The sequence below is a fragment of the Streptomyces ureilyticus genome (assembly GCF_011045025.1).
In the GTDB taxonomy this organism is placed as follows: Bacteria; Actinomycetota; Actinomycetes; order Streptomycetales; family Streptomycetaceae; genus Streptomyces; species Streptomyces ureilyticus.
The window spans coordinates 1-22,140 of the sequence record NZ_JAAKZX010000164.1; the positions used below are offsets into that span (position 1 = coordinate 1).

Genomic DNA, 22,140 nt, shown 5'->3' on the forward strand with positions numbered 1-22,140 from the left:
TGGTCGGTGGGACGGCGGATGTTCAACGCCTATGGGCCGACCGAGTCGTCGGTGTGTGTTTCGGTCAGTGATGTGTTGGTGGGTGGGGTGGTTCCGCCGATTGGCCGGCCGGTGTGGAACACGCGGGCAGGCCCGGCGGCCATCGCCGTGGCCGCTCCGGCGAGGAAGGTTCTGCGTCTCATGAGGGTCTCCTGATCAGGCAAGGTCAGACGGTGGTCAGGCCGCGGTGGGGACGGTGGTCAGGCCGTGGTGGGCTGGAGGCGCCACTGCTGGCAGTTGTTGTTGAGCCAGGACCACTGGCGTACGTCATTGCCGTTGGCCGTGCCGCAGTTGGCGACGTCCATGACCTTGTTGGTGGCGGCGCTGACGATCCGCACGTAGTCACCGCCGAGGTAGACCATGCGGAACTTCTGGCAGTCGTTGTTCAGCCAGGACCACTGCCGGACGTCGGCGCCGTCGGCCGTGCCGCAGTCGGCGATGTCGGCGACCTTGCCGGTGGCGACGTTGACGAGGCGGCTGGTGTCGTCGGCACGGTCCTCGATGCGCCACTTCTGGTTGGCCCCGCCGTTGCAGGTCCACTGGAAGATGTTGGCGCCGTCGGCGCCGCTGCCGCCGTTGACGTCGAGGCACTTGCCGCTGTTGCGGTTGACGATGGTGTAGGCGTTCGGGGTCGTGGCCGTCTCACCGGAGGGGCCGGGCATCGTCGTACCGAGGCGGGCCGGGGTGCCGAAGTTCGGGGTGCCGTCGGCGTTCCAGGTGAACTTCTGGGCGCGGGTCGTACGGCCGTTGTCGCAGCCGTCGCCCGCCGCGTCGTTGGCGTGGTAGACGATCCAGTTCTCCGTGCCGTCGGGCGAGGTGAAGAACCCGTTGTGCCCCGGCGCGTACACACTGTTCGCGTCGCTGCGCTGGAAGACCGGGGTCTGCTTCTTCGTCCAGGAGGAGGCGAGGAGCGGGTCGGAGCCGGTCAGCTCCAGCTGGCCGAGCTTGTAGTCGGGGCCCCAGCAGGCGCTCGCGGAGTAGACGAGGAAGGTGCGCCCGTTGCGGTAGAGCGGCTCGGGGCCTTCGTTGACCTCACCGCTCTGCGTCTCCCAGCTGAGCGTCGGGCTGGAGATGACGGTGAAGGTGGAGCTGGCGAGCGTGTACGGGTTGCTGAGCGGCGCGATGACGAGGCTCTGCTTGCTGCCGCCGGCCGAACCGCTGCCCACCAGGTACAGCTTGTTGTTGTGCTTGAGCACGCTGGCGTCGATCAGCCAGCCGTTGGGGTTCAGGTTGGAGCCGGTGAAGGTGTTCTTGTGGGTGTACGGCCCCATCGGGTCGGAGCCGGAGCTCTCCAGCACATGGGTGCGCTGGTCGTCGCAGCAGGCGGAGCCGCGCGGCCCGGCGGAGTAGTACAAGTACCACTTGCCGTTGAAGAAGTGGATCTCCGGGGCCCACATGTTCCAGTTGCGGCTGCTGTTGTTGTCCGACCAGACCTGCACGCTGGGCGCGGTGTTCAGCCCGGCGAGAGTCGGCGACTTGCGCATGGTCAGCTCACCGGTGAACGAGGTCGTCACCAGGTAGTAGTTGCCGTTGTAGTACTCCAGCCAGGGGTCGGCGCCCTTCTGCGTCTTGACGGGGTTCGTGTACGGCCGGCCTTCGGCGGCGGTCCCCGGCTGAGCGGTGACCAGCGATCCCAACAGGGCCAGCAGCGCCGCCCCGAGGATGAACCAGTGGCGTGTGCGGAACACGATAAGTCCCTTCTGGGGGCGGGGGGTTGGGCATGGTGAGCGGGCTCGGCGCACGCGCCGTACGGGCACGTTCGAGATCACGAACACTGTGCGTAACTTCGACCAGAAGGTAAAGGTGGGGCGGATGGAGCGTCAATGGATGCGACGGGTTTGGTTTCGATCAGTTTTCCGGAGCATGACGGCTTTCCCGGCGTGACGGCTTTCCCCCGGGGCGAGACCGCTCTCTGGGATGTGAGGGTCACTTTTTTGTTATCGCCCGCGGGGTCGCGCGTCTCCAGTCCGTACGCCAGCGCATCGGCACGCACCCCACCCCTGAGGACCGAAGCCGTGATAGCAGAGATGAACCGCCGGAGCTTGCTGAAGATCGCCGGGACGGCCGCGGGCGCGGCAGCCATCGGCGCCGCCGTCCCCGCGACCTCCGCGTCAGCGGCAGGCACGACGTTCGCGCACCCCGGGCTGCTGCACACCAGAGCCGACCTCGACCGCATGGCGGCCAAGGTGAAGGCGGGCGCCAACCCGTACACGGCGGGCTTCGCCAAGCTCACCGCCAACCGCCACTCGCAGACGAACTGGAAGCCCAACCCGCAGGCCACGATCTACCGGGGCGCGGGCCATCCACAGAACTACGCGACCCCCTACAACGACATCCACGCGGCCTACCAGAACGCCCTGCGCGGCCATGTCACCGGCGAGGACGCACACCTGGACACCGCCGTCGCCATCCTCAACGCCTGGTCCGCGAAACTGACCTCGGTGGAAGGCTCCCCCGACCGCTTCCTCGCGTCCGGCCTCTACGGCTACCAGTTCGCCAATGCCGCCGAACTCGTCCGCGACCACGCCGACTTCGACCTGGCCCGCTTCCAGAAGATGATGCTGGAGGTCTTCTCGCCGCTCGCCGAGGACTTCCTCAAGAACCACAACGGCGCCGTCGTCTCCAACTACTGGACCAACTGGGACCTGGCGAACGAGGACATCACCCGAGGCGGCACCAACCAGAAGAACGCGGGCGTGACCCTGCTGCTGAAGGGCACATCGACCGGCCTGACCGGCAGCGGTGCGCTGAGTCTCCACCAGGACACATCAGGCATCACCGGCTGGACCGAACCCAGCGACAAGCTCGGCTCCTCGGTCGTACTCCAGGACCTCTCCGGCTGGGGCCGCGCCGACCTCGCGATCGGCACCGAGGGCGAGAACGGGTACGACGGCACGATCCTGCAACTGGACTCGGGCAGCGCGGGCATCGACACCACGAAGGGGGTGTACTACGGCCGCGACGGCCTGGGCACGCCTGGCGGCGCACACCTTGGCCAGACCCTGACCCCGTACACAGCACCCGCGCACAACGCGGCGAACAGACACCGGTGGGGCCCTCCGCTGTGGGGGGCCCCACCCTTGCCCGCGGACGTGACCACCGACCGCAAGGTGATGCGCCGCATCTCTCACCTCATAGGCGAGATCCAGCACGCCGGAAGCCGGCCTGCCCGCCCCCCAACTCCCCACCTGTTACCTATAGAGATCGAACCGTTACTCAGATTCTCCATACTATGGTTCACTTGAGTATGTTCGGAATGAGCAGCCTCGGAAGGTGACCCATGCCAGGCTTTGTAGGCCGCAAGAACGAACTGGCCGCTCTGGAGCGCCACCTCGCCTGGGTGCGCGACGGCCGAGGTGACCAGCGCGGCCGGGCCCTGCTGCTCCGCGGCCGGCGCCGGGTCGGAAAGTCGCGGCTCGTAGACCTCTTCTGTGAGCGCGCCAAGGTGCCGTACGTCGTCCACCAGGCCACCCGAGGCGAAGACGCGCAACGAGAACGCGCCCGCTTCCTCACCGAGGTCCGGAACTCCTCACTGCCCGACACCACCCTCCTCACCGGCGTCACCACCGTCGCCGAATGGGACACCGCCCTGCGTCAGCTCGCCGCCGTGCTCCCGGACGACGCCCCCAGCATCGTCGTACTCGACGAGCTGCCCTGGATGCTCGAAGGCGACCCAGTTCTGGAGGGCACCCTGCAGACCGTGTGGGACCGGGTGCTGAGCCGGAAGCCCGTGCTGCTCATCCTCATCGGCAGTGACCTGGCGATGATGGAGCAGTTCTCCGCCTACGGTCGTCCCTTCCACCAGCGAGGGGTCGAGATGGTTCTGGCACCCCTCTCCCCCGCCGAGGTCATGGCGATGACCGGGCTCCCGGCCGCGGAGGCCTTCGATGCCCATCTGATCACCGGCGGCCTGCCGCTCATCTGCCAGGAGTGGCAGGAAGGCGAGAGCCGCACCGACTTCCTCGCCCGCGCCCTCGACGACCCCACCTCACCGCTCCTCGTCTCCGCCGAGCGGGCACTGGCCGCCGAGTTCCCCACCGCCCTCCAGGCCAGGCATGTGCTCTCCGTGATCGGAAGCGGTGAGCGAACCTTCGGGACGATTGCCGCGAAAGCCGGGGCAGCCGACCGACCGCTCCAGCCCGGCTCACTCACCCCAGCCCTGCGCACCCTCGCCGACAAGCGACTCGTCGCCGTCGACACCCCTCTCTCCACCCAGCCGGGAGACCGCGACCGCCGCTACCGCATCGCCGATCCCTACCTCCGCTTCTGGCTCGCCTTCCTGGAACAGGGGATCCCTGAGATCGAGCGAGGGCGCAGCCGGATCGTGGCCGAGGCGGTCGAACGCGGATGGACCTCGTGGCGCGGGCGGGCGATCGAACCCGTCGTAAGGGAGTCCTTGGCCCGGCTGCTCCCCGACGGCACATGGCCGCAGGTGCGGGAAGTGGGCGGCTGGTGGCCTCGTACGAACAATCCAGAGGTCGACCTGGTAGGGGCGGACCGGGTGCCCGCGCGCGAGATCGGTTTCGTCGGCTCCATCAAGTGGCACGAGCGCAGCTCCTTCGACCGTCGCGCCCTGACCGCGCTGGCCCGGGACACCCTGGCCGTACCCGGTGCCGACGAGGACACTCCGCTGGTCGCGGTGTCCAGGTGCGGGTTCACGGTGGACGGGCTGGCGGCGACGTACGGGCCTGAGCAGCTGATGGAGGCCTGGGGGTCGGCTGCGTGAGCGCCCTCCCAAGGCGAGGAACGAACTCGACCGCGCGTGCCGTGCTGCGACCCTGCTCCAGGCGCTCGACGGCGGCGGCCGCCGCGTAACGCGGCGGCTTGAACCGACATACGTCCCCGAGACGGGCGCGACGAACATCGGCACAGAGATGGACCCCTCCCCCCTGATGTGGCAGGGCATGGAGGTCGTCGCCTCCATCAAGTGGCTGGGCCCGCTGGTGTTCCACGCCGCAGCGAAGGACGCGACGCTGTGCCCCGGCGCCGACATCCGAGGCGTACTGGACACGTCGTTCACGCGCGTGCCCGCGAACGCCCCCGACAAGGTCCCCACGGGCTACGGCTTCTGGTGCAACGCCTGGCCGGAGAACCCGGCGTGGAAGTTCGTCGCCATCGGCCTCGGCCACGACATCCCGTACTGGACCGAGTTCCTGCGCGCCCTGGCCGATATCGACCCGGACATGGCAGTCAACATCGAACACGAGGACGCGGCGTACTCCCAGACGGAGGGGCTCGCGCTGGCAGCGAAGAATCTGCACGGGGCGGCTGCGGGGGTGTAAGGAGTCCCCGTGGAACCCGCTGCCCTAAGACACCTCCCTCAGGCCCCCGGTTTCTCCGGTGCCGTCGGCGGCTCGGTGGACGTCGGCGCGGGCGGGCTGAAGAGGACCGAGCGGGCCACGGGTGGAGCGAACAGGGCGGTGATGGGCGCGGACAGGGTGATTACGGAGCGGAAGGCGTTCCCTACGACGGGGTCGCCGGGGTAGCGCTCCTGGACGCGCTGGAGGTACCAGTCGGCGACGTTGTCTGCAGGCCCGGCGGCTGCCGCGTTGCCGAGCGCGCCCGGCATCTTGCGGTCCGCTCCGGCGGAGATGTCCCAGGCCTGCCGGGAAGCCGCGAGGAGTGCCCGCTGCACCCGCCGCGTCGTGGGCGTCCGGCGCGGGTCGGCCAGGGCGTCGCGCAGGGCGACCGCGCTCATCGCGGCAACGGCCATGCCCTGCCCGTAGACCGGGTTGAAGGTGCACAGGGCGTCGCCGGTGGCGAGGAATCCGGCCGGGTGGCGGCCGGGCAGGTCGTAGCGGCGCCGGATGTTCGCGGTGCGGCGGTAGCCGAACGGCGGTGAGAGCGGTTCGGCCTCGTCCAGCCACCGGTGCAGGAGCGGATGCGGCAGCCTTTTGGCGTACGTCTCGAATTCGTCGTCGTCCGTGGGCGGTTCGTCGGCGCGCAGTCCCGAGACGATGACCAGATGGCTGCCGTCCTCCAGCGGCAGCGCGCCTCCGGCGTGGACCTGGGTGGGGTCGGGGTAGACGTAGTAGCCGAGGGTGTCGCCGTCGAGGACGCCGCTCTTGCCTCGGTAGACGCGGGAGGCGTACGCGAGCCCGGTGTCGATGGTCTCCTCGTGCGGGGCCTCAGCCCCGATCGACGTCAGCCACTGCGGGGCTTTCGTGCCACAGCCCGAGGCGTCGACGACCAGATCGGCCTCGAGGGCGGGTGGCTCCCCGCGGGCGTCGCCGGAGCGGTCCCGCAGCAGCACGCCCCGCACACGCGAGGCGTCACCGAGGAGCCCGACGACATCGGTCCCCTCCACCGCGCTGATCACCGGGTTGGCGAGAACCCACCGCCGCACCTGCTCCTCGAGCTGCGCGCGGGAACCGGTGTAGATGTACGTCGACGCCGACAGCCGCCGCAACCAGCGCCCGGTCTGCCACATCACCATGTCCGACGGCATGCCCACCCGCGGCGCCCCCGCCGCCCGCAGCTCCGCCAGGAAGCCCGGCAGCAACGACTCCAGGGCCACCTGCCCGCCCTCCAGCAGGACATGAGGATGCCGGCCCTGCGGTACGCCCGGCCGCGGCCCGGTGCCGTCCGGGAACCGGTCGCGCTCGACGACGGTCACCCGGTCGGCGTGCCCGGCGAGGACATGCGCCGCGAGCAGCCCCGCGAGGCTCCCGCCCACGACGACCGCATGCCGCTCGCCCCGGCCGCCGCCCACGCCCCAACGGTCCGTTTCTCCGGCAGAGCTCACCGATCCGCTCCCCTGATCGCCGCGTCGCGAGAAAGCACCATTATCCCGCGCTGCAGGGGCAGTTGACCTTGTTTCAGCCGTTGTTCCAGCCGTTCTGCGCGTCCCGAACGCACCCGCCGGGTCACTGCCGAGTCACTGCCGGATCACTCCCTCACGTCGGTGAGCGGGCCGGGCAGGAGAGAATGAGGACCGAATGAGGACCGTACGAAACGGTCGACCCTTGGCGGAGGAGCGGGAAATGCAGGATGCGCGAGCGGGGCAGGTCGCCGGGCCCGAGGATCTCATCGATGTGGCCCGTCTGGTCACGGCGTACTACGCGCTGCACCCCGACCCGGCCGAGCCCGGGCAGCGGGTGGCGTTCGGCACCTCGGGGCACCGCGGTTCGTCCCTGGTGGCGGCGTTCAACGAGGACCACATCGCGGCCACCAGCCAGGCCATCTGCGAGTACCGCGCCGCCCACGGCACCGACGGTCCCCTGTTCCTCGGCGCCGACACCCACGCCCTGTCCGAGCCCTCGCGGATCACGGCCCTGGAGGTGTTCGCCGCCAACGACGTGACCGTCCTCATCGACCAGACCGACGGCTACACGCCCACCCCGGCCCTCTCGCACGCCATCCTCGCCCACAACCGTAACCGCACGTCCGGCCTGGCCGACGGCGTGGTGGTCACCCCCTCGCACAACCCGCCCGCCGACGGCGGCTTCAAGTACAACCCGCCGAGCGGCGGCCCCGCCGGTTCCGAGGCGACCTCCTGGATCCAGGACCGCGCCAACGAGATCATCACCGGCGGCCTGAAGGACGTACGGCGCATCCCTTACGCCCGCGCGCTGGCCGCCCCCGGCACGGGCCGCTACGACTTCCTCGGCACGTACGTGGCCGACCTCCCGAACGTCCTGGACCTGGAGGCGATCCGGACAGCCGGCGTACGCATCGGCGCCGACCCGCTCGGCGGCGCCTCGGTCGCCTACTGGGGCCGGATCGCCGAACAGCACGGGCTCGACCTGACGGTGGTCAACCCGCTCGCCGACCCCACCTGGCGCTTCATGACGCTGGACTGGGACGGCAAGATCCGTATGGACTGCTCCTCGCCGTACGCCATGGCCTCGCTCATCGAGCAGCGCGACCGGTTCGACATCGCCACCGGCAACGACGCCGACGCCGACCGGCACGGCATCGTCACGCCGGACGGCGGCCTGATGAACCCCAACCACTACCTGGCCGTGGCGATCTCGTACCTCTTCTCCCACCGCGAGCAGTGGCCCGCGGGTGCCGGGATCGGCAAGACCCTGGTGTCGTCCAGCATGATCGACCGGGTCGCGGCGGACGTCGGCCGGCAGCTGGTCGAAGTGCCGGTCGGCTTCAAGTGGTTCGTGGACGGCCTGTCCGACGGCACGCTCGGCTTCGGCGGCGAGGAGTCGGCGGGCGCGTCCTTCCTGCGCCGCGACGGCTCGGTGTGGACCACCGACAAGGACGGCATCCTCCTGGCCCTGCTCGCCTCCGAGATCACGGCGGTCACGGGCAAGACGCCGTCGCAGCACTACGCCCAGCTCACCGACCGCTTCGGCGCCCCCGCCTACGCGCGCGTCGACGCCCCGGCCACCCGCGAGGAGAAGGCGCTGCTGGCGAAGCTGTCCCCGCAACAGGTCACGGCCGACACCCTCGCCGGCGACCCGGTCACCACGGTCCTCACCGAGGCCCCCGGCAACGGCGCCGCCCTCGGCGGCATCAAGGTCGCCACGGCCAACGCCTGGTTCGCGGCCCGCCCTTCGGGCACCGAGGACGTCTACAAGATCTACGGGGAGTCGTTCCTCGGACCGGACCATCTGCGTCGGGTCCAGGAGGAGGCGAGGGCCGTGGTGCTGGCGGCATTGGGGAGCTGACGCGGGCGGGAGCGCGGTGGCGGCGTATCTGCGGCGACGGCGCTGACCGGGGTGTGCACCCTCGCCGCCGCCAAACGCCAGGCCGCAGCCGCCTGCGCGGCGGGCGACCCTGGCGCGTCGGGGCTGGGGGTGCGCATCGGCGGCGAGCCGCAGCGCGTACACCGCCCGGCAGGTTCCAGAGGCGGCCCGAGGTAGTGGGGGCCGGTCAGGTGACACCAGGCAGGCAGGTCGAGCGGTACGGCGGGTCGGTGGCGGTGCCGTGGACGACGGCGCCCGGTGCCGTCGACGACTGGGCGCCGCCGGGCCGGGCTGCGTAGCGTCGTCACAAGACGAGGGAAGGGAGTTCCCCATGACGCCGAAGCAGCCCACGACCGAGCTCGACGCCCGCTACAGCTCCGCGCTCAACCCGCGCCCGGGCGCGGAGAACGTCACCGCCACCGACTGGGCCGAGGCCCAACGCCGGCTGCGGGCCGCCGAGGTCTTCTGGATCACCACGGTCCGGCCGGACGGCCGACTGCACGTCACGCCGCTGATCGCCGCCTGGCACGACGGGGCGCTGCACTTCAGCACCGGGCCGGACGAGCAGAAGGCGAAGAATCTGGCCGGCAACGCCCACTGCGCCCTCACCACAGGGCACAACTCGCTCTCCTCCGAAGGCCTCGACCTCGTGATCGAGGGCACGGCGGAGCGGGTGACGGATCCGGCCCGGCAGGAGGAGGTCATCGCCGCGTTCGAAGAGCAGTACGGGGACCACATCACCTCGCCGGAGGGGATCTTCTACGGCTTCGGCGACACCATCCGCAAGGGCAACGACCTGCTGTTCGCGGTAGCCCCCGGCACGGGATACAGCTTCGGCCACGACGGCCAGGTGTTCAGCCACACCCGCTACACCTTCTAGCCCACTTCCAGCGCCGCACTTCGCGGGTCGAGCGGGCGCCCTCCTCCGGGCAGGTTTCCGCTGACCTGGGACGAGGTGGAGGCAGAACTCGTGAGCGCGGAGCACTTCTCGGCTTCCTCCACCCGTCACGCACTCCTGCAGGAGTTACGGATCCACTTCGCCCTGGTGGAGGTCGCAACCGCCGCGGTAGGCCGACTCTGGCTCGCCGGAAGCTTCGTCAGCGGGAAGCTGGACCCTGAGGACGTCGACGTCACCTATCTCATCCCGTCGGACGCGTACGCCCAGGCGACCGAGGACCCGGACACCGTTGACGACCTTGACAATCTGGGTACGAAGGACTGGTGTGTGCGCCATGGCATGCGGGTGGACGCATATGTGCTGCGCCTGCCGGAGACGACCGACTTCCACGCCCTCGGATTGACCGGAGCCATGGCACCGGACGACCACAAGGTCTTCGAGGGCCTCGGGGTCTGGGACGAGATCTGGCAGCGCTGCCGGAGCGGAGCGAACGGCATCCCTGACGGAGCCCGGCGAGGATATGTGGAGGTGCTGCTGTGAACACACCGCAGAGCCTGCCCGACCCCTCGGACAAGGAAGCCATGAGGGCCTGGCTGCGGGCCAATCGAAGCAAGGTACCCGGCCACGCCCCACTGCGGTCGGCGGACGAGCTGACCCAGGCCCAGCTGCGCAAGCTCCAGAAGGCCGTGGGCCTGGGAACGGGTGACGCCGAACCAGGTCGTGAGCGGCGCCGGCTCCGGCTGGCGCTGACCGGATCTCCTGTCAAGGAGCACAGCGTGGAGTCGTACGTGCTGGGACGGTGGCTACTCTCCTTCCAGGACACCGTGTCGACCATCGCCCACGCCCTCGACGAAAGCCGTCCGACGCACGAGTACGGCCCGATCCCGAATGCGGTCCGAAAGGCGACGCGCCTCTACGCGACGGCGTCCTTCCCGTCCTCCTACGGCATGGTTCTGGAGGAAGCACCCGTAGACGAGAGCGCGCTGCCCCTGCCGGAGGTGGCCTCGGCCGAGTCCCTGCTGGACCGCGCGATGGGGACTGTTCTCGATCTCACCGACCGGGCGGGTGCGGGCCCGGGAGCCGTCGACGCGGTGATCGCCACGGCCCTCCCCTTGGGCAGCCGCGTCTTCGGTCGCCTAGCCGAACTGACTGACGTCCTGGCGGACTCCGGCGCCGACATCAACTTGACTTGGAGTTCTCCTTACAGCGGGGTACGCGCATCTCGCCTGGAGGCGAGGAGCGCCCAGCAGTGCCGTGACGCGTTGCGGGCCGTCCAGCCCGAGGAACACGAAGAGCAGCTGACGGGCAGGCTCGTCGGCGGCAGCACACTGCGGGGGACCGTGGAGATCGAGACTGCCGACCAGGGAGTGATCACGGCCCGCGTGAATCACGAAGTCACCAGCCTGCTGAGCGCCTACGCGAACCGTCACATCACCGCCGAGGTCCTTGTGTCGACGGTCCGCTCACCGCATGGACGCGAACATCACAGCTACGTGGTGCTACGCCTCAGCCTGACCGAGGGCTGAAGGTCGCCCGCGGTGAACCGACGCCGACTGGTACGGCGTCGTACGCCGCTATGGCGCAGCTGTTGGTGCAGCCCGGTGTCTCAGCACTCGAGCTCCCCCGAACCGGTGGCCTCCGCACCATCCCGGAGACAGCGGTCCATCTCCGCAGGATCGGCGTCGATCACCGACGTGTACCCCGCCGCCCCCGTGACCGATGCCTACGTTGCGGTCGGCATGGTTCGTTACCGTGTACGAGTTCACACGCCCGTCCACCCGCCACGTCCCTCTCGAAAGATTGCCAACCGGCTTGAAACGCGATAAAAGCACCGTCGCCGCGAGCCGCGAGCCGCGAGCCGCGAGCCGCGAGCCGCGAGCCGCGAGCCGCGAGCCGCGAGCCGCGAGCCGCGAGCCGCGAGCCGCGAGCCGCGAGCCGCGAGCCGCGAGCCGCGAGCCGCGAGCCGCTGGCCGCTGGCCGACTGGAGGCTCGGGTTTGTTAGAGGCGGCCGCCTTGTTCGGTAGCCGGCCGCTTCGCGTGCCCGTGGGGTCTGACGCCCACCGCTGGAGCACCTTCCAGGGCGAACGCATACTCGTCGTCGCCGCCCGTACGGTCACCTCGACCGTGCGCGTCCTCGAAGTGCTGCCCTCGCTCCTGCGCGGCGACGACCGTGTGACCGTCGTCTTCGCCTACGACCCCACGTCCGCGTTCAACGAGGGCGTCCTCGGCCTCCTCCACGATGCCGGGTGCCGGGTCATGCCCTGGGCGCAGCTGGGGGACATCGCCCCGGACCTCATCCTCTCCGCCAGCGAGAACATCGACGTGCCGGAGGGCGACTGCCCGGTGCTGGTGCTGCCCCACGGCGTCGGCTTCCAAAAGCTCGTACCGGATTCGCGGAGTGCGCGCGACAGGCTTTCCGGGGTCGTGCCGGACTCCCTGCTGGAGAGCGGCCGGGCTTGGCTCGCCGTCTCGCATCCGGCGCAGGAGGAGCAACTGCTCGCCACCCACCCGAAGGCGGCCGGACGCACGCTGCTGGTCGGCGACCCGTGCCTCGACGAGCTGGTCGCCAGTCGGGCGCGTAGGAAGGCCTACAGGGAGGCGCTGGGCGTCGCGGACCATCAGCGTCTGGTCATGGTCAGTTCCACCTGGGGGCCCACATCCCTTCTGGGGACCGATCCGGACCTGCTCCCGCGTCTCCTCGCGCAACTTCCCTGCGACGAGTACCGGGTCGGCGCGATCATCCACCCCAATGTGTGGTCGGCCCACGGCGCCTGGCAGATCCGTACCCTTCAGGCCGCTGCCCTGGACGCGGGCCTGCTGCTGATGCCGATCGTCCACGCCTGGCGGCCCGCGCTCGTCGCCGCGGACGTCCTCGTGGGCGATCATGGCTCCGTCACGCTGTACGGAGCGTCCGCGGGCGTTCCGCTGCTGCTGGCGGCGTTCGGCGGTGACGCGGTGCCGGAGACTGCCGTCCACCACCTGGCGTCCGTCGCACCGCGACTCGATCCACGCGGGAACCTGCGACAGCAGGTGGAGGACGTCGTACGCGAGCACACGCCCGACCGGTACGCCTCCGTCGCCGCACGGGCCTTCGCCGAGCCGGGACACGCCCTCGCCCGGCTCCGTACGGCCGTCTACCACCTGCTGAAACTCCCGGAGCGGTCCTCCCCTCCCCCGGCTCCCCTGGTACTGCCCGTGCCGGATCCGCCCGCGGCCTCGGTCGCCTCGTGGCAGGTGACCACCGACGTCACCGGGAACAGCGCGGTGCCGACCATCACCGTGCGCCGTATTCCGGCGACCGTGACCGCGTACGGCGAGAACCGTCCGGAATCCGCCACCTGCTTCACCCATCTGTCCTGCGCCGACGACGAACGCGACCTCCGGCTGACCGAGAGCGCCTCGGCACTCGTACGACGCGATCCGGCGCCCACGTCGGTCGAGGCACTGGCCTGGATCGGGGACACCCTCACCCGGCTCCCCGGAAGCCTTCTCGCGTCGTCGGCGGTGCGCGGGGGCAGCTGCCTGGTCGGGCTCCGGGACGGACGGGTCGTGGAGGCGGCGGTCACGGGACCGGCTTCGGATGCGGGCCTCCCGGCTGCGGTCGTCTACGCCTGCCTGCGAGCGGGACTCGCCCTGGACGGTGCCCAAGTAACGCTGCGGATCGGCGACTTGCGGGACGAGGACGTCGTCCTGCGTCTTCGTCCCGCGCTGCCGAGCGGATAGCCGTTGCTCCGAGCGGATAGCCGCTGCGCGCCCACACCGGAACCAACCCGGGCTCAGCGGTCGAGATCGGTCAACCGCCGCCGCAGTTCCTCCGCCAGGCGCTGATTGCCGAGCGCATCATTGATGCCGGCCGCCCGGCTCAGGCACTCGCGCACCAGCTCCTCCTGACCGCCCGCCTGCTCGGCGAGACCGGCCAGCCGCACCCGGGCCTGCGCCTCGTACTGCATCCCGTCCGCCACCCCGGCCAGTTCCCGGATCGCCTCACGCAGGTCGTGGATCGCCTGCCCGGTGTCGCCGAGATGACCGTGTACGACGCCGATGGCGGCCTTCACCCGGGCCGCCATCCGCAGGTCCGGCTCCTCACGGTTCTCCAGGTCCCGCTGCGCCCGACGCAGCAGGGCCATCGCCTCCGCGTGATCACCGCGGGCGTCCAGCGCACGTCCGAGGAAAAAGGTGGCGAGGGCGACGCCGCGGGTTTCCCCGGCCTGTTCGTTGAGTTGGAGGGAGCGCCGGTACGCCCCGGCCGCTTCGGACGGGTCGACGATCTCGAGGTATCGGCCGAGGAATTCCTGAACGGAGGCCCGCAGGTCGAGGCGATCGGTTGCCTCGGCGAGTTCGACGGCCCGCTGCAGTTGCTCTCCCGCGCGATTGTTCTGGCCCAGGTCGATGAGCGGGCGCGACAGCAGGCTGCGCAGCCGCGCACCGCCCGCCGTGGCCTCCTCCATCTCCCCCGCTGTGTCCGCCGCCGCCACGGCCGCCTCCGCCGCCTCGATGCCCAGCTCCAGCGTTTCCGTCCATGCCCGCAGGTAGCGGTGGTACAGGAACAGCACCGAGAACGACTCGGCCAGTCGCCAGGCCAGGGTGTGCAGCTCGTGCCGTACGGCGTCACGCAGTACCGCGAGGATGGCGGAGCGCTCGGCGTCCAGCCACTCCAGCGGCGGTGGCCCGTCGGCTGCGGCGAAGGGGTCGGCAGCGTCCCGCAGCAGATCCTCGAGGTCGGCGATCCGCAGGCGCTCCCTCCTGAGCGCCCGGTCGGCGAATGCGGTCAGGACGAGATAGTGCGTGCCCACGCGCTGGGTCAGGGCTGACTGCTCGGTCTGCGGTTCCTCCTCGGCCGCACGCTCCCGGGCATGCAGACGGACGAGATCGTGCATGCGGTACCGCTTGTCGTGCGCCTTCTCCACCAGGCCGGCCTTCGCCAGCACTCCCAGCAGGCGCTTCGCGCTCCCCGGATCGGTGCCGGCGGCGACCGCGGCCACGCCGGCGTCGAAGAGGCCGAACGGCAGCCATCCGAGCAGCCGGTAGAGCCGGGCCGCGTCGGGCGGCAGCAGCCGGTAGGAGGGACCCAGAACAGCGGACACCGAGGACTCCTCACCGTCCAGTGCGAGTCCGGCCAGCCGGCCGGTTTCGTCGTCGAGTTCGGCGGCCAGCTCCGCCATGCTCAGGCTGTCGCCGACCAGCCGCGCCGCCGCGACCTGTAAAGCCACGGGCAACCCGTCGCACAGCCGCACCAGGCGCTCCGCGGCCTCCGGTTCGGCCTCGACCGCCTCCGCACCGCACCGGTCCTTGAGCAGTTCCAGCCCGCCGTGTACGTCCAGCGGCTTGACGGGAACGAACCGGGTACCTCCATCGAGAGCGAGTTCACCGATGGTGCCCTGACTCGTGGCCAGTACGGCACTGCCGGCGCCCTTGGGAATCAGCGCGCGCACCTGTGCGGCCTGGTTCACGTCGTCGAGGACGAGGAGGATACGCAAGCCGGCCGTGCGCGACCGGAACAGGTTGGCCCGGTCGAGGAGCGAGTCCGGAATGCCGAAGTCGCCTCCCGACAGGCCCCTCAGGCCCCTCAGACACATGGCCAGCGCCTCGGAGACATCCCCGCCGGGACCGGTCATCGGGGTGACCAGGTCACGCAGGGTCGCGAAATCCACGTACAACTGCCCATCCGGAAACAGCCCCTTGACCCTTTCCGCACACCGCCAGGCCAGGGCCGACTTGCCGACTCCCGGCAGCCCGGACAGCACACGGACACCCACGGATCCGGAGTCTCCCGCCAGCATGCCGAGCCACGCTTCCAAGTCCCCGAGCTGGACCGTCCGATTGCTGAACGTCCCGGTCACGACGGGCACTTGATCAGGTCTGACCCGATCGCCCGTGGCGGACGACGGCGCCGACGGAACGTGGAAATGGATGTCTCCGGAAATGGGCGAACTCTGGAAGACCGGAGCGAGGTTCACCCCGCCACTGACCAGGTTGACGAAGGCATGTGAGGCGTCCGGCGCCAACTCGGACAACAGCCGCGCCAGTTCCCCGGCCGCATCCGGATCCTCCCGGAACACACCTTCCAGCCGATGCTGCAGGCGGGCCTGGACATCCGACTGAGCCCCGACGTCACCCACCGCCCGCGCCCTGGTCAAGTCCTCGTGCGCCGCTTGCAGTTCCTCCTCAGCGGCCTCACCCGAGGCTCCCCGCCCGAACAGCCGGGCCAGTCCGCTCTTCGCCCGCTCAAACCCCTCGGAAACGATCAGCCCGACCAACGCCGTCGCCCCCGCCATGGCAAGCCCCTGCAACTCGGCCTCCACACAGCCCCCTTCGACCATCCAGCACCGCGGATCATCCGGCACCAACCGTATTGAGATCTTGGACGCTTGGACAGTCAGGCTCGCAACGTACCCGCAACTGCAGGCGAACCCGACGGTGGTCGCGTAGACCGCGAGCGATTCGGCGGCTGGGCGGTGCGGTACCTGCGCGGTGTGGGCAGGTTGCAGTGGTGACGGAGCAGTAGGCGAGCGTAACCCCACCCGTCCGGACCCGTACTCCCATCGACCCCGTGCCGTATACCCTCGCGCACCGTCCGTGCGGACCGCTCCCATCCCACCGGAAGCACTACGGCCGCCATCCCCCCGACCGGTAGCCGTCCAGCAGTTGCCGGCTCGCGACCGTGAAGGGGTGTTCGGGGCCCAGGCCGCGTTCCCGCCGCTCGACGACGTCGGTCATCAGCGCGATCCCCTCCTCCACGTGTCCGAGCGCGGCCCGGGTCCGGGAGAGGAGCTGCCGGGCGGCGAGCACCATCGGGTACTCGGGCCCGAAACGCCGCACATACGTCTCGGCGACCCGCCGGATCTCACGGTCGGCCTCGTCGAAGCGGCCCAGGAGGTACAGCGCCCACGCTCGGTTGTGCCGGGCGCCCAGTGTCACGGTGTGGTCGGGGCCGAGGAACCGATCGCATTCCGACGGCAGCGTGAGCAGTGTGCCGCCTTCCTCGGCGACCACTTCGGCGGCGGGCAGCATCTCCAGCAGGCTGGCCCGGGCCCGCAGGGTCAGCGGATGCGTGGGGCCCAGCGCCGAGCGCCGCCCGGCTACGGTGTCGCGGAGCAGCGCGACGGATTCCTCGCGTCTGCCGAGGTTCGCCAGCACGAGCTGGAGTCCATAGCCGCTGTCCGTGGTGTCGGGGTCGTCGGCGCCGAACAGGCGCTCCTGGGCGTCACGGACCGCGCGGAGCGCCGCTTCGGCTTCGGCGTATCTGCCCAGCCGGAACAGTGCCCGCCCAGCCCTGGAGCGGGCGGCGAGGACCGTACGGTGGTCCGCGCCGAGGAGTCGCTGTGCGAGATCCGCCGCGCTTCGGGCGGTCTCCCAGGCTGAGAGGTAGTCACCGGTCCGGTGCAGGGCGACCGACAGGCGCGTCGCGACGGCCAGGGCGTCGGCGGCGGACGGCCCGCCGATGTGACTCAGCAGCGCCAGCGCGTGAGGTACCAGCAGGCGCAGTCGCGGATCGTGCGGACCCGCGTCGGGTACGCCGGGCACGGCCGCGTCGAGCAGCCGGACGGCTGTCGTGTCGAGGGCGGGCACCAGGTCCGCGGGGGTCGCCGCCGAGACGCTGTCGAGCAGGATGCCGTGACTTTGTACGCAGCTCGCGCCGGCGGCGTCGACCAGTTCGGACAGCGACTGGTCGAGGAGGGCTCTGAGGGCTGTCTCGGTTCGGGCACGAGGCAGTACGGCGCTGATGTCGGCGTGGTTGAGCAGAGTCAGCGGCAGCGGTTCGGCGGCGAACCGGGCCAGCAGCCTGAGCAGGGCCGCCGCTTCGGGCAGCCCGCGCGCTTCGAACGCGTCGAGGGTCAACTGCCAGGTCAGGCCGACCAGATGCCGGGGGTCCGCTTCGGACAGCGCGTCGGCTCCCCGGTCGATCAGCTGGACCCGTTCGTCTCCGTCGAGCTGGTCACCGTAAGTGTCCATCGTCCAGGGGTCGATGACCTGGTGGGAGAGGAAGCCACCCGCCAGGGTGAGGGCGAGTGGCAGCCGCCCGAGCCGGTCCGCGACCCGCGCCGCCTGCTCCGTGGTACCGCTGTGCGGGGCGAGATCGCGCAGTACGAGCGCCGCGTCCTCTCGGGGCAGGACGCCGATGTACTGCAGCTCGGCGCCCGGCCACCACCGGGCCGCCGCGCGCCGTGTGGTCACCAGGACGGTGCCGCGCGGGCTGGTGCGCAGCCAATTGCCGTCCCGCAGGATCTCCGGCTCGTCGGTGTTGTCCAGGACCAGTAACCAGGGTTCGGCGGAACGGTCGAGATACGTCCAGACGAGATCGGCGGCGGGTCTGAGGCCGTTGCGGGCGGCGAGCAGTTCGCCGTCGCCCGCCCCTCGGTCGGCGGCGACGGCGAGCATGCCGGCGCGCAGGCTCGCACGGTCGGAGGCGTTGACCCACAGGCCCACCCGGCCCTGTTCTGCGGTGACCTCCTGGAAGAGGGCGCAGGCGACGGCCGTCTTGCCCGAGCCGCCCATGCCGTAGAGCACGTAGACCTGGCCGCCGTACTCCGCCTTGACGCTCGCCCGCAGGCGTTCCATCACCTCGCTGCGGTCGCGGAGCGCGACGGGGGGCCGGCCGACCGCCGGGCGTCGCACCGAGTCCGGTCCGCCGTGCTCCGGCCCGTCACCGCCGTAGTGGTGGTGCTCGCTGATGTGCTGGTCGCCCCGCGACTGGTAGACGCGTCCGTGGTCCTCGGCGTGGCCGTCCGTCCCGCCCGTCATCGCTCTGCGATGTGCTGGTCACGTCCTGCCTGGTAGACCCGGGCCTGACCGGACGCGGTGGCGTGCTGGCTGATCTGCCGGGCGGCCGAGCCATCGGGATCGAGTTGGTCCAGCAGCGCGCGCAGTTCCTCGACGGCGGCGGGCCGGGCTACGAGCAGCCGCCGCACCAACCCCTGCCATTGCAGGCGCAGTTCGTCCAGGGTCTCCTGGTCGTCCGCCGCCACGGCGGCCACCCCGTCCGCACGACTGGCCTCCAACTCGGCGGCCACGGTCTCGGCGCGCTCGGGTTGCGTCCGGCGCCAGAGCTGTGTGACCCCGTCACGCACATGGTGCCAGGCATCGGTCGCCATCAACGCGACCAAGGTGGTCCCCGCGCTCTGTGCGAGCAAGGTCACTTCTGGGTCCACAGCCACCCCTCCGTTCACCCGATTTGCTGACACCACAGATAAAAATTGCCGCCTGGCGCGCATTGACCTGATCTTTTTACGGGAAAAGGAGCAATCAAACCTGGCCATTACCCCCGCAGGCCGGATCTGACACATGGCCAGGCAGGCAAGTTGCACGCTACAGTGAAGCATCCAGACCGATCGAGGGGGCGACGGATATGGCCAGGCCATGGGAAGCCGATCCCGGCACGAGTTTCAAACAGCGAATCGGAAAATCACCCCAGGAACTCGGCACCACAACCGGAACTCCTGACTGCCCGGACATCTGGGAACTCACCAACGGCGACATCGCCGTCATCGGCCGGGACCTCACCCAGTCGCTCGGCAAGAACCTGCCCGACGGAGTCTCGATCGGGTCGGACGAACGCCTCGTGGTCATCCCCAGGAACATGCTCATCGCGGCGAAGCCGGACATCCCCAGTGTTTGACTCCTTCCCCGGCGGCGCCTCCGAACGCCTGGAACGCCCGGCGTACCACGCGGACTTGGGCCGGGTCTACACCAGCGGGATCGGCTTCCTCAACAAGCTCGAGCGCGGCCAGCACTTCAAGGAGCGCGGCTTCCCGAGCTGGGAGGCCTTCGCCGACGGCGACTGGGAGAGGGCGCTGTCCCTGGCCGACGAGAGGCGCGAGGACTACACCCAAGAGCTGCGCCAGGCGTCACGACTGGGCGTCAGGCACCGTCGCCTCCGCGTCGTGGAATTCCCGGTCACGCCGTATGTCCAGTGGGAGTTGTTCGTCCTGCGCGTACGCGTGGACCTGGGCGACGACATCAAGGTTATCGACGCTGCCGATATTTCGAACATCGAGCACAGTCGCCCGGTTCCAGAAGTAGTGATTCTCGGCGATGCGGTCATGTACGAGGTCGTTTACGACGAGGACGGAAACGCGGCCGGAGCCAAGCGTTACACCGACCGCTCACTGATCCGGGAAACGAACGCCGGATTCGATGCGCTTTATCAGCGCGGTGAGGGATTCCGCGATTTCTTCGACCGGGAGATCGTCACCCTGGACCCGCCCCGGATGTCCGGTACTCCTACGGGTTGTCGCGGTTCGCGGTGAGCAAGGCGCGAGGACTGCTGAAGGTGCTGCGGAGGCGGACATGCGCATGGCCCTCGGCAAGCACCGCCTGCCGAGGGCCGTGCGGCTGTCAGCGTGCCGCGAACTCGACGAACGCGGTCCACGCCGTGGGTTCTACGGCCAGGGCTGCACGGGTCGTGTCCTTCGAGTCGCGGACGTGAACCGTGCCGGAGCGGGCGGCGACCTCGACGCATTCGCCGCCCGAGCCCGTGCTGTAACTGCTCTTGTACCAGGCCGACTCAGGTACCGGCATTGTGAGCGGTTGGGCGTTCATCTCTCTCCAAGCAACTTCTCGATGAGGGCCAGCGACTCGCGCGGAGTGAGCGCCTGGGCCCGAAGGATGCCGTACTGCTCCTCGAGCTCCCGTACCTGCCTCCGCTCCGTGTGGAGACGGCTGTCCTTGTACGCCTCCACGTAGGCGATCCTCTGCCCTTCATGCGTCTCGATCAAGGTGAAGGGGCCTTCCAACCCAGCATGCTCCTCCCGCTCGATCGGCATCACCTGGATTTCCACGTTGCGCCGGTGCCCGTGCAACAGAAGCTGCTCCAACTGGCCTTGCATCACGGCCCGTCCACCGAGCGGTCGCCGCAGAAGGAACTCCTCGATGACAAAACTGAGGGTGGGCAACGGGGCCCGGGAGAAGATCTCTTGGCGTGCCAGGCGAGCCGCAACCCGCTCGTTGATGGTCTCCTCGTCCAGCAGCGGACGCCACATGGAGAACACCGCTCGCGCGTAGTCTTCCGTCTGCAAGAGCCCTGGTACCGCCTTGGTCGCGTATACATGCAGGGCTACCGCCTTCGCCTCCAACCTGGCCGCATCCCGGAAGAACGCCGGATACTGAGCCCGAGCCACCTCCTCCTTGCTCGCGCTCAACACCCCACCCGCGTCCAGCACTTCATCGACCCGGTCGATGAACTTCGGCGGCGGAATACGTCTCCCCTGCTCGAACGACGCGATCGTCGAGGCCGAGTACCCGGTCAGCGACCCGAGCTTCGCGCGGTCCATCCCCGCCCGCTCCCGGAACAGCTTCAACTGCCGCCCGAACACATGGAGAATGCCCGCCCCGAACTCGTACTCCGGCTGCTGAACCTCGTCGTCCACGCCGCAGCTCCTCTCGTACGACCATCACAGTCACCGCACTCCGCCCGCCCAACGCACGGCCCGTGAACCGGTCACGCCACCACCACGTACAAGCGCACCGCCCACGTGTACAGCCCGCACCCGTCAGCGCATCGCGCCTGTTCAACGCTACGCAGAGTCCGCGACCGTTGACCCCATGAAGTCAGCAACTCCCCCCAGCGGACATATGCCACAACACCCCGCACCCGAACGCGAGTTCACCATGCGCTTCACCTCAACCCCGCGTGGTGCCCGCCTCGCCCGCCGACTCGTCTCGCACCGCCTGAACGACTGGGGCCACCCGTACTCGACCCCGGTCAACGAGACGCTCACCCTCATCACGGCCGAACTCAGCGCCAACGCCGTACGCCACGGCCACGTCCCCGGCCGGGACTTCCACCTCCAACTCACCCTGGCTGAGGGCACCTTCCGCATCGAGGTGACCGACACCCGCGCCGAGAAGCAGCCCCCGTCCACTCCCCCGATCCCTGACTCGTCATCCGAGTCCGGCCGCGGCCTCCACCTCGTCGCCGCCCTCGCGGACGACTGGGGTGTCACGCCTCGCTTGTCCGCTCCCGGCAAGACGGTCTGGTCGGAGCTGCGCGTACCGACCGGAGACCGCTCGCACACCCACCCGGCGGCCCCTCGTCCGGCCGACTCGGCACCGGCGTACGGGCACAACACCGAGCCGTTTCCGGCTACTTCTTCACGGCGACTCGACGCCCTCGGGTTGCGGCCTGGGGACGCCAGTTACGGAGGTCGTCGTGCGCTCCAGCTCGTACGGACCGACCTTGTACCTGGTCGTGGGCTGGCAGGCGTACGCGGAGGCTGTTGTCCGTGAAGCAGACCGCCTCGGCGACCCAGACCCGCTTGCGAGTTGCCGTGCGTACGGCGGCGGTCGCCGGGCGTGGTCTGCACCCAGGTGCCGTTCTCGGAAGTGACTGAGCCGTGCCAGTCCTTCAGCTCGATCATGCAGACGCCGCCGGGGGGCACGACCAGCAGGTCCACCTCGCGGACGTGACCGGTGTTCGCGGTGAAGGTGAAGTTCGACCAGGCACGCCAGGGGTCGGAGTCCGGCAGCTTCTGGCTTCCCGAGCCACTCCCCAGCGGCTCCGGCTCCTCGGGAGCCTTCTACAGCCCCTGCCCGGGCTGCTGCCCAAGCCCCACTGGTCCGAGA

Annotated in this window: 18 protein-coding genes and 2 pseudogenes; 11 read left to right on the plus strand and 9 right to left on the minus strand. The window is 69.8% G+C overall.

Translation table 11 applies throughout. The features are described from left to right. Positions 1-29: 29 nt before the first annotated feature. A complete protein-coding gene (locus G6048_RS35235) occupies positions 30-182 on the minus strand; it encodes a hypothetical protein (RefSeq protein WP_165343663.1) in 153 nt (50 codons plus the stop codon). A 57-nt stretch (positions 183-239) separates the two neighbouring features. Next, positions 240-1,727 carry a family 43 glycosylhydrolase gene (locus G6048_RS35240; protein WP_165343664.1) on the minus strand — a complete coding sequence of 496 codons (1,488 nt, stop codon included), beginning with the start codon at positions 1,725-1,727 and terminating at the stop codon, positions 240-242. Positions 1,728-2,066: 339 nt separating this feature from the next. Between G6048_RS35240 and G6048_RS50285 the strand changes: the two genes are divergently transcribed. From G6048_RS50285 to G6048_RS35255, 3 genes are all read left to right on the plus strand, one after another. Continuing rightward, entirely contained in the window at positions 2,067-3,284 is a 1,218-nt protein-coding gene (locus tag G6048_RS50285) for a hypothetical protein (protein WP_235990758.1), read from the plus strand. A gap of 35 nt (positions 3,285-3,319) precedes the next feature. Beyond that, positions 3,320-4,765, plus strand: coding sequence for an ATP-binding protein (locus G6048_RS35250; RefSeq protein ID WP_165343665.1), 1,446 nt, complete (start codon positions 3,320-3,322; stop codon positions 4,763-4,765). A gap of 148 nt (positions 4,766-4,913) precedes the next feature. Continuing rightward, the gene (locus G6048_RS35255) at positions 4,914-5,321 is read left to right on the plus strand and encodes a hypothetical protein (protein WP_235990760.1); all 408 of its coding nucleotides are present in this window, start codon (positions 4,914-4,916) and stop codon (positions 5,319-5,321) included. Positions 5,322-5,359: 38 nt separating this feature from the next. Here the strand turns inward: G6048_RS35255 and G6048_RS35260 are convergent, their stop codons facing one another. Continuing rightward, positions 5,360-6,715, minus strand: coding sequence for an FAD-dependent oxidoreductase (locus G6048_RS35260; protein ID WP_165343677.1), 1,356 nt, complete (start codon positions 6,713-6,715; stop codon positions 5,360-5,362). A gap of 307 nt (positions 6,716-7,022) precedes the next feature. On the opposite strand from G6048_RS35260, the gene pgm reads away from it, so the two are divergent. The 5 genes and pseudogenes from pgm to G6048_RS35285 all read left to right on the plus strand — a co-directional run bounded on the left by pgm (position 7,023) and on the right by G6048_RS35285 (position 13,302). Beyond that, positions 7,023-8,663: a phosphoglucomutase (alpha-D-glucose-1,6-bisphosphate-dependent) gene (gene pgm / locus G6048_RS35265; protein WP_165343666.1), complete on the plus strand. Its 1,641-nt coding sequence runs from the start codon at positions 7,023-7,025 to the stop codon at positions 8,661-8,663. A gap of 349 nt (positions 8,664-9,012) precedes the next feature. Next, positions 9,013-9,561 (plus strand): pyridoxamine 5'-phosphate oxidase family protein, encoded by a 549-nt coding sequence (locus G6048_RS35270; protein WP_165343667.1) that lies wholly within the window; start codon positions 9,013-9,015, stop codon positions 9,559-9,561. Positions 9,562-9,606: 45 nt separating this feature from the next. Then, a pseudogene (locus tag G6048_RS35275) lies at positions 9,607-10,119 on the plus strand (DUF6932 family protein); the annotation flags it as partial. Continuing rightward, positions 10,116-11,105 carry a hypothetical protein gene (locus G6048_RS35280; protein WP_165343669.1) on the plus strand — a complete coding sequence of 330 codons (990 nt, stop codon included), beginning with the start codon at positions 10,116-10,118 and terminating at the stop codon, positions 11,103-11,105. The pseudogene G6048_RS35275 and the gene G6048_RS35280, both read left to right, overlap by 4 nt. Before the next feature lie 511 nt (positions 11,106-11,616). Next, positions 11,617-13,302: a hypothetical protein gene (locus G6048_RS35285; protein WP_165343670.1), complete on the plus strand. Its 1,686-nt coding sequence runs from the start codon at positions 11,617-11,619 to the stop codon at positions 13,300-13,302. Between the two features lie 53 nt (positions 13,303-13,355). Here the strand turns inward: G6048_RS35285 and G6048_RS35290 are convergent, their stop codons facing one another. From G6048_RS35290 to G6048_RS35300, 3 genes are all read right to left on the minus strand, one after another. Continuing rightward, complete coding sequence (locus tag G6048_RS35290) at positions 13,356-15,881, minus strand: NB-ARC domain-containing protein (RefSeq protein WP_328827915.1); 2,526 nt, start codon at positions 15,879-15,881, stop codon at positions 13,356-13,358. Positions 15,882-16,185: 304 nt separating this feature from the next. Further along, positions 16,186-18,321: a tetratricopeptide repeat protein gene (locus G6048_RS35295; RefSeq protein WP_165343671.1), complete on the minus strand. Its 2,136-nt coding sequence runs from the start codon at positions 18,319-18,321 to the stop codon at positions 16,186-16,188. Further along, positions 18,318-18,728 (minus strand): hypothetical protein, encoded by a 411-nt coding sequence (locus G6048_RS35300; RefSeq protein WP_165343672.1) that lies wholly within the window; start codon positions 18,726-18,728, stop codon positions 18,318-18,320. Before G6048_RS35300 ends, G6048_RS35295 begins: the two co-directional genes overlap by 4 nt. Before the next feature lie 197 nt (positions 18,729-18,925). Here G6048_RS35300 and G6048_RS35305 point away from each other — a divergent pair, with 197 nt between their 5' ends. Together G6048_RS35305 and G6048_RS35310 are read left to right on the plus strand one after the other, a co-directional pair. After that, positions 18,926-19,195, plus strand: a complete 270-nt coding sequence (locus G6048_RS35305) for a hypothetical protein (protein ID WP_165343673.1) — start codon at positions 18,926-18,928, stop codon at positions 19,193-19,195. Next, complete coding sequence (locus tag G6048_RS35310) at positions 19,188-19,826, plus strand: DUF6879 family protein (RefSeq protein ID WP_165343674.1); 639 nt, start codon at positions 19,188-19,190, stop codon at positions 19,824-19,826. The genes G6048_RS35305 and G6048_RS35310 overlap by 8 nt, the downstream gene beginning before the upstream one ends. 88 nt (positions 19,827-19,914) lie before the next feature. Here G6048_RS35310 and G6048_RS35315 read toward each other — a convergent pair whose 3' ends face one another. Together G6048_RS35315 and G6048_RS35320 are read right to left on the minus strand one after the other, a co-directional pair. Continuing rightward, positions 19,915-20,097 (minus strand): DUF397 domain-containing protein, encoded by a 183-nt coding sequence (locus G6048_RS35315; protein ID WP_408056205.1) that lies wholly within the window; start codon positions 20,095-20,097, stop codon positions 19,915-19,917. 17 nt (positions 20,098-20,114) lie between these two features. Then, positions 20,115-20,945 carry a helix-turn-helix domain-containing protein gene (locus G6048_RS35320; RefSeq protein WP_165343676.1) on the minus strand — a complete coding sequence of 277 codons (831 nt, stop codon included), beginning with the start codon at positions 20,943-20,945 and terminating at the stop codon, positions 20,115-20,117. Between the two features lie 175 nt (positions 20,946-21,120). On the opposite strand from G6048_RS35320, the gene G6048_RS35325 reads away from it, so the two are divergent. Next, a complete protein-coding gene (locus tag G6048_RS35325) occupies positions 21,121-21,804 on the plus strand; it encodes an ATP-binding protein (RefSeq protein WP_235990762.1) in 684 nt (227 codons plus the stop codon). Here the strand turns inward: G6048_RS35325 and G6048_RS35330 are convergent. Then, positions 21,761-22,070: pseudogene (locus G6048_RS35330) on the minus strand (NERD domain-containing protein); the annotation flags it as partial. The gene G6048_RS35325 and the pseudogene G6048_RS35330 sit on opposite strands and share 44 nt — an antisense overlap. Positions 22,071-22,140: the final 70 nt, after the last annotated feature.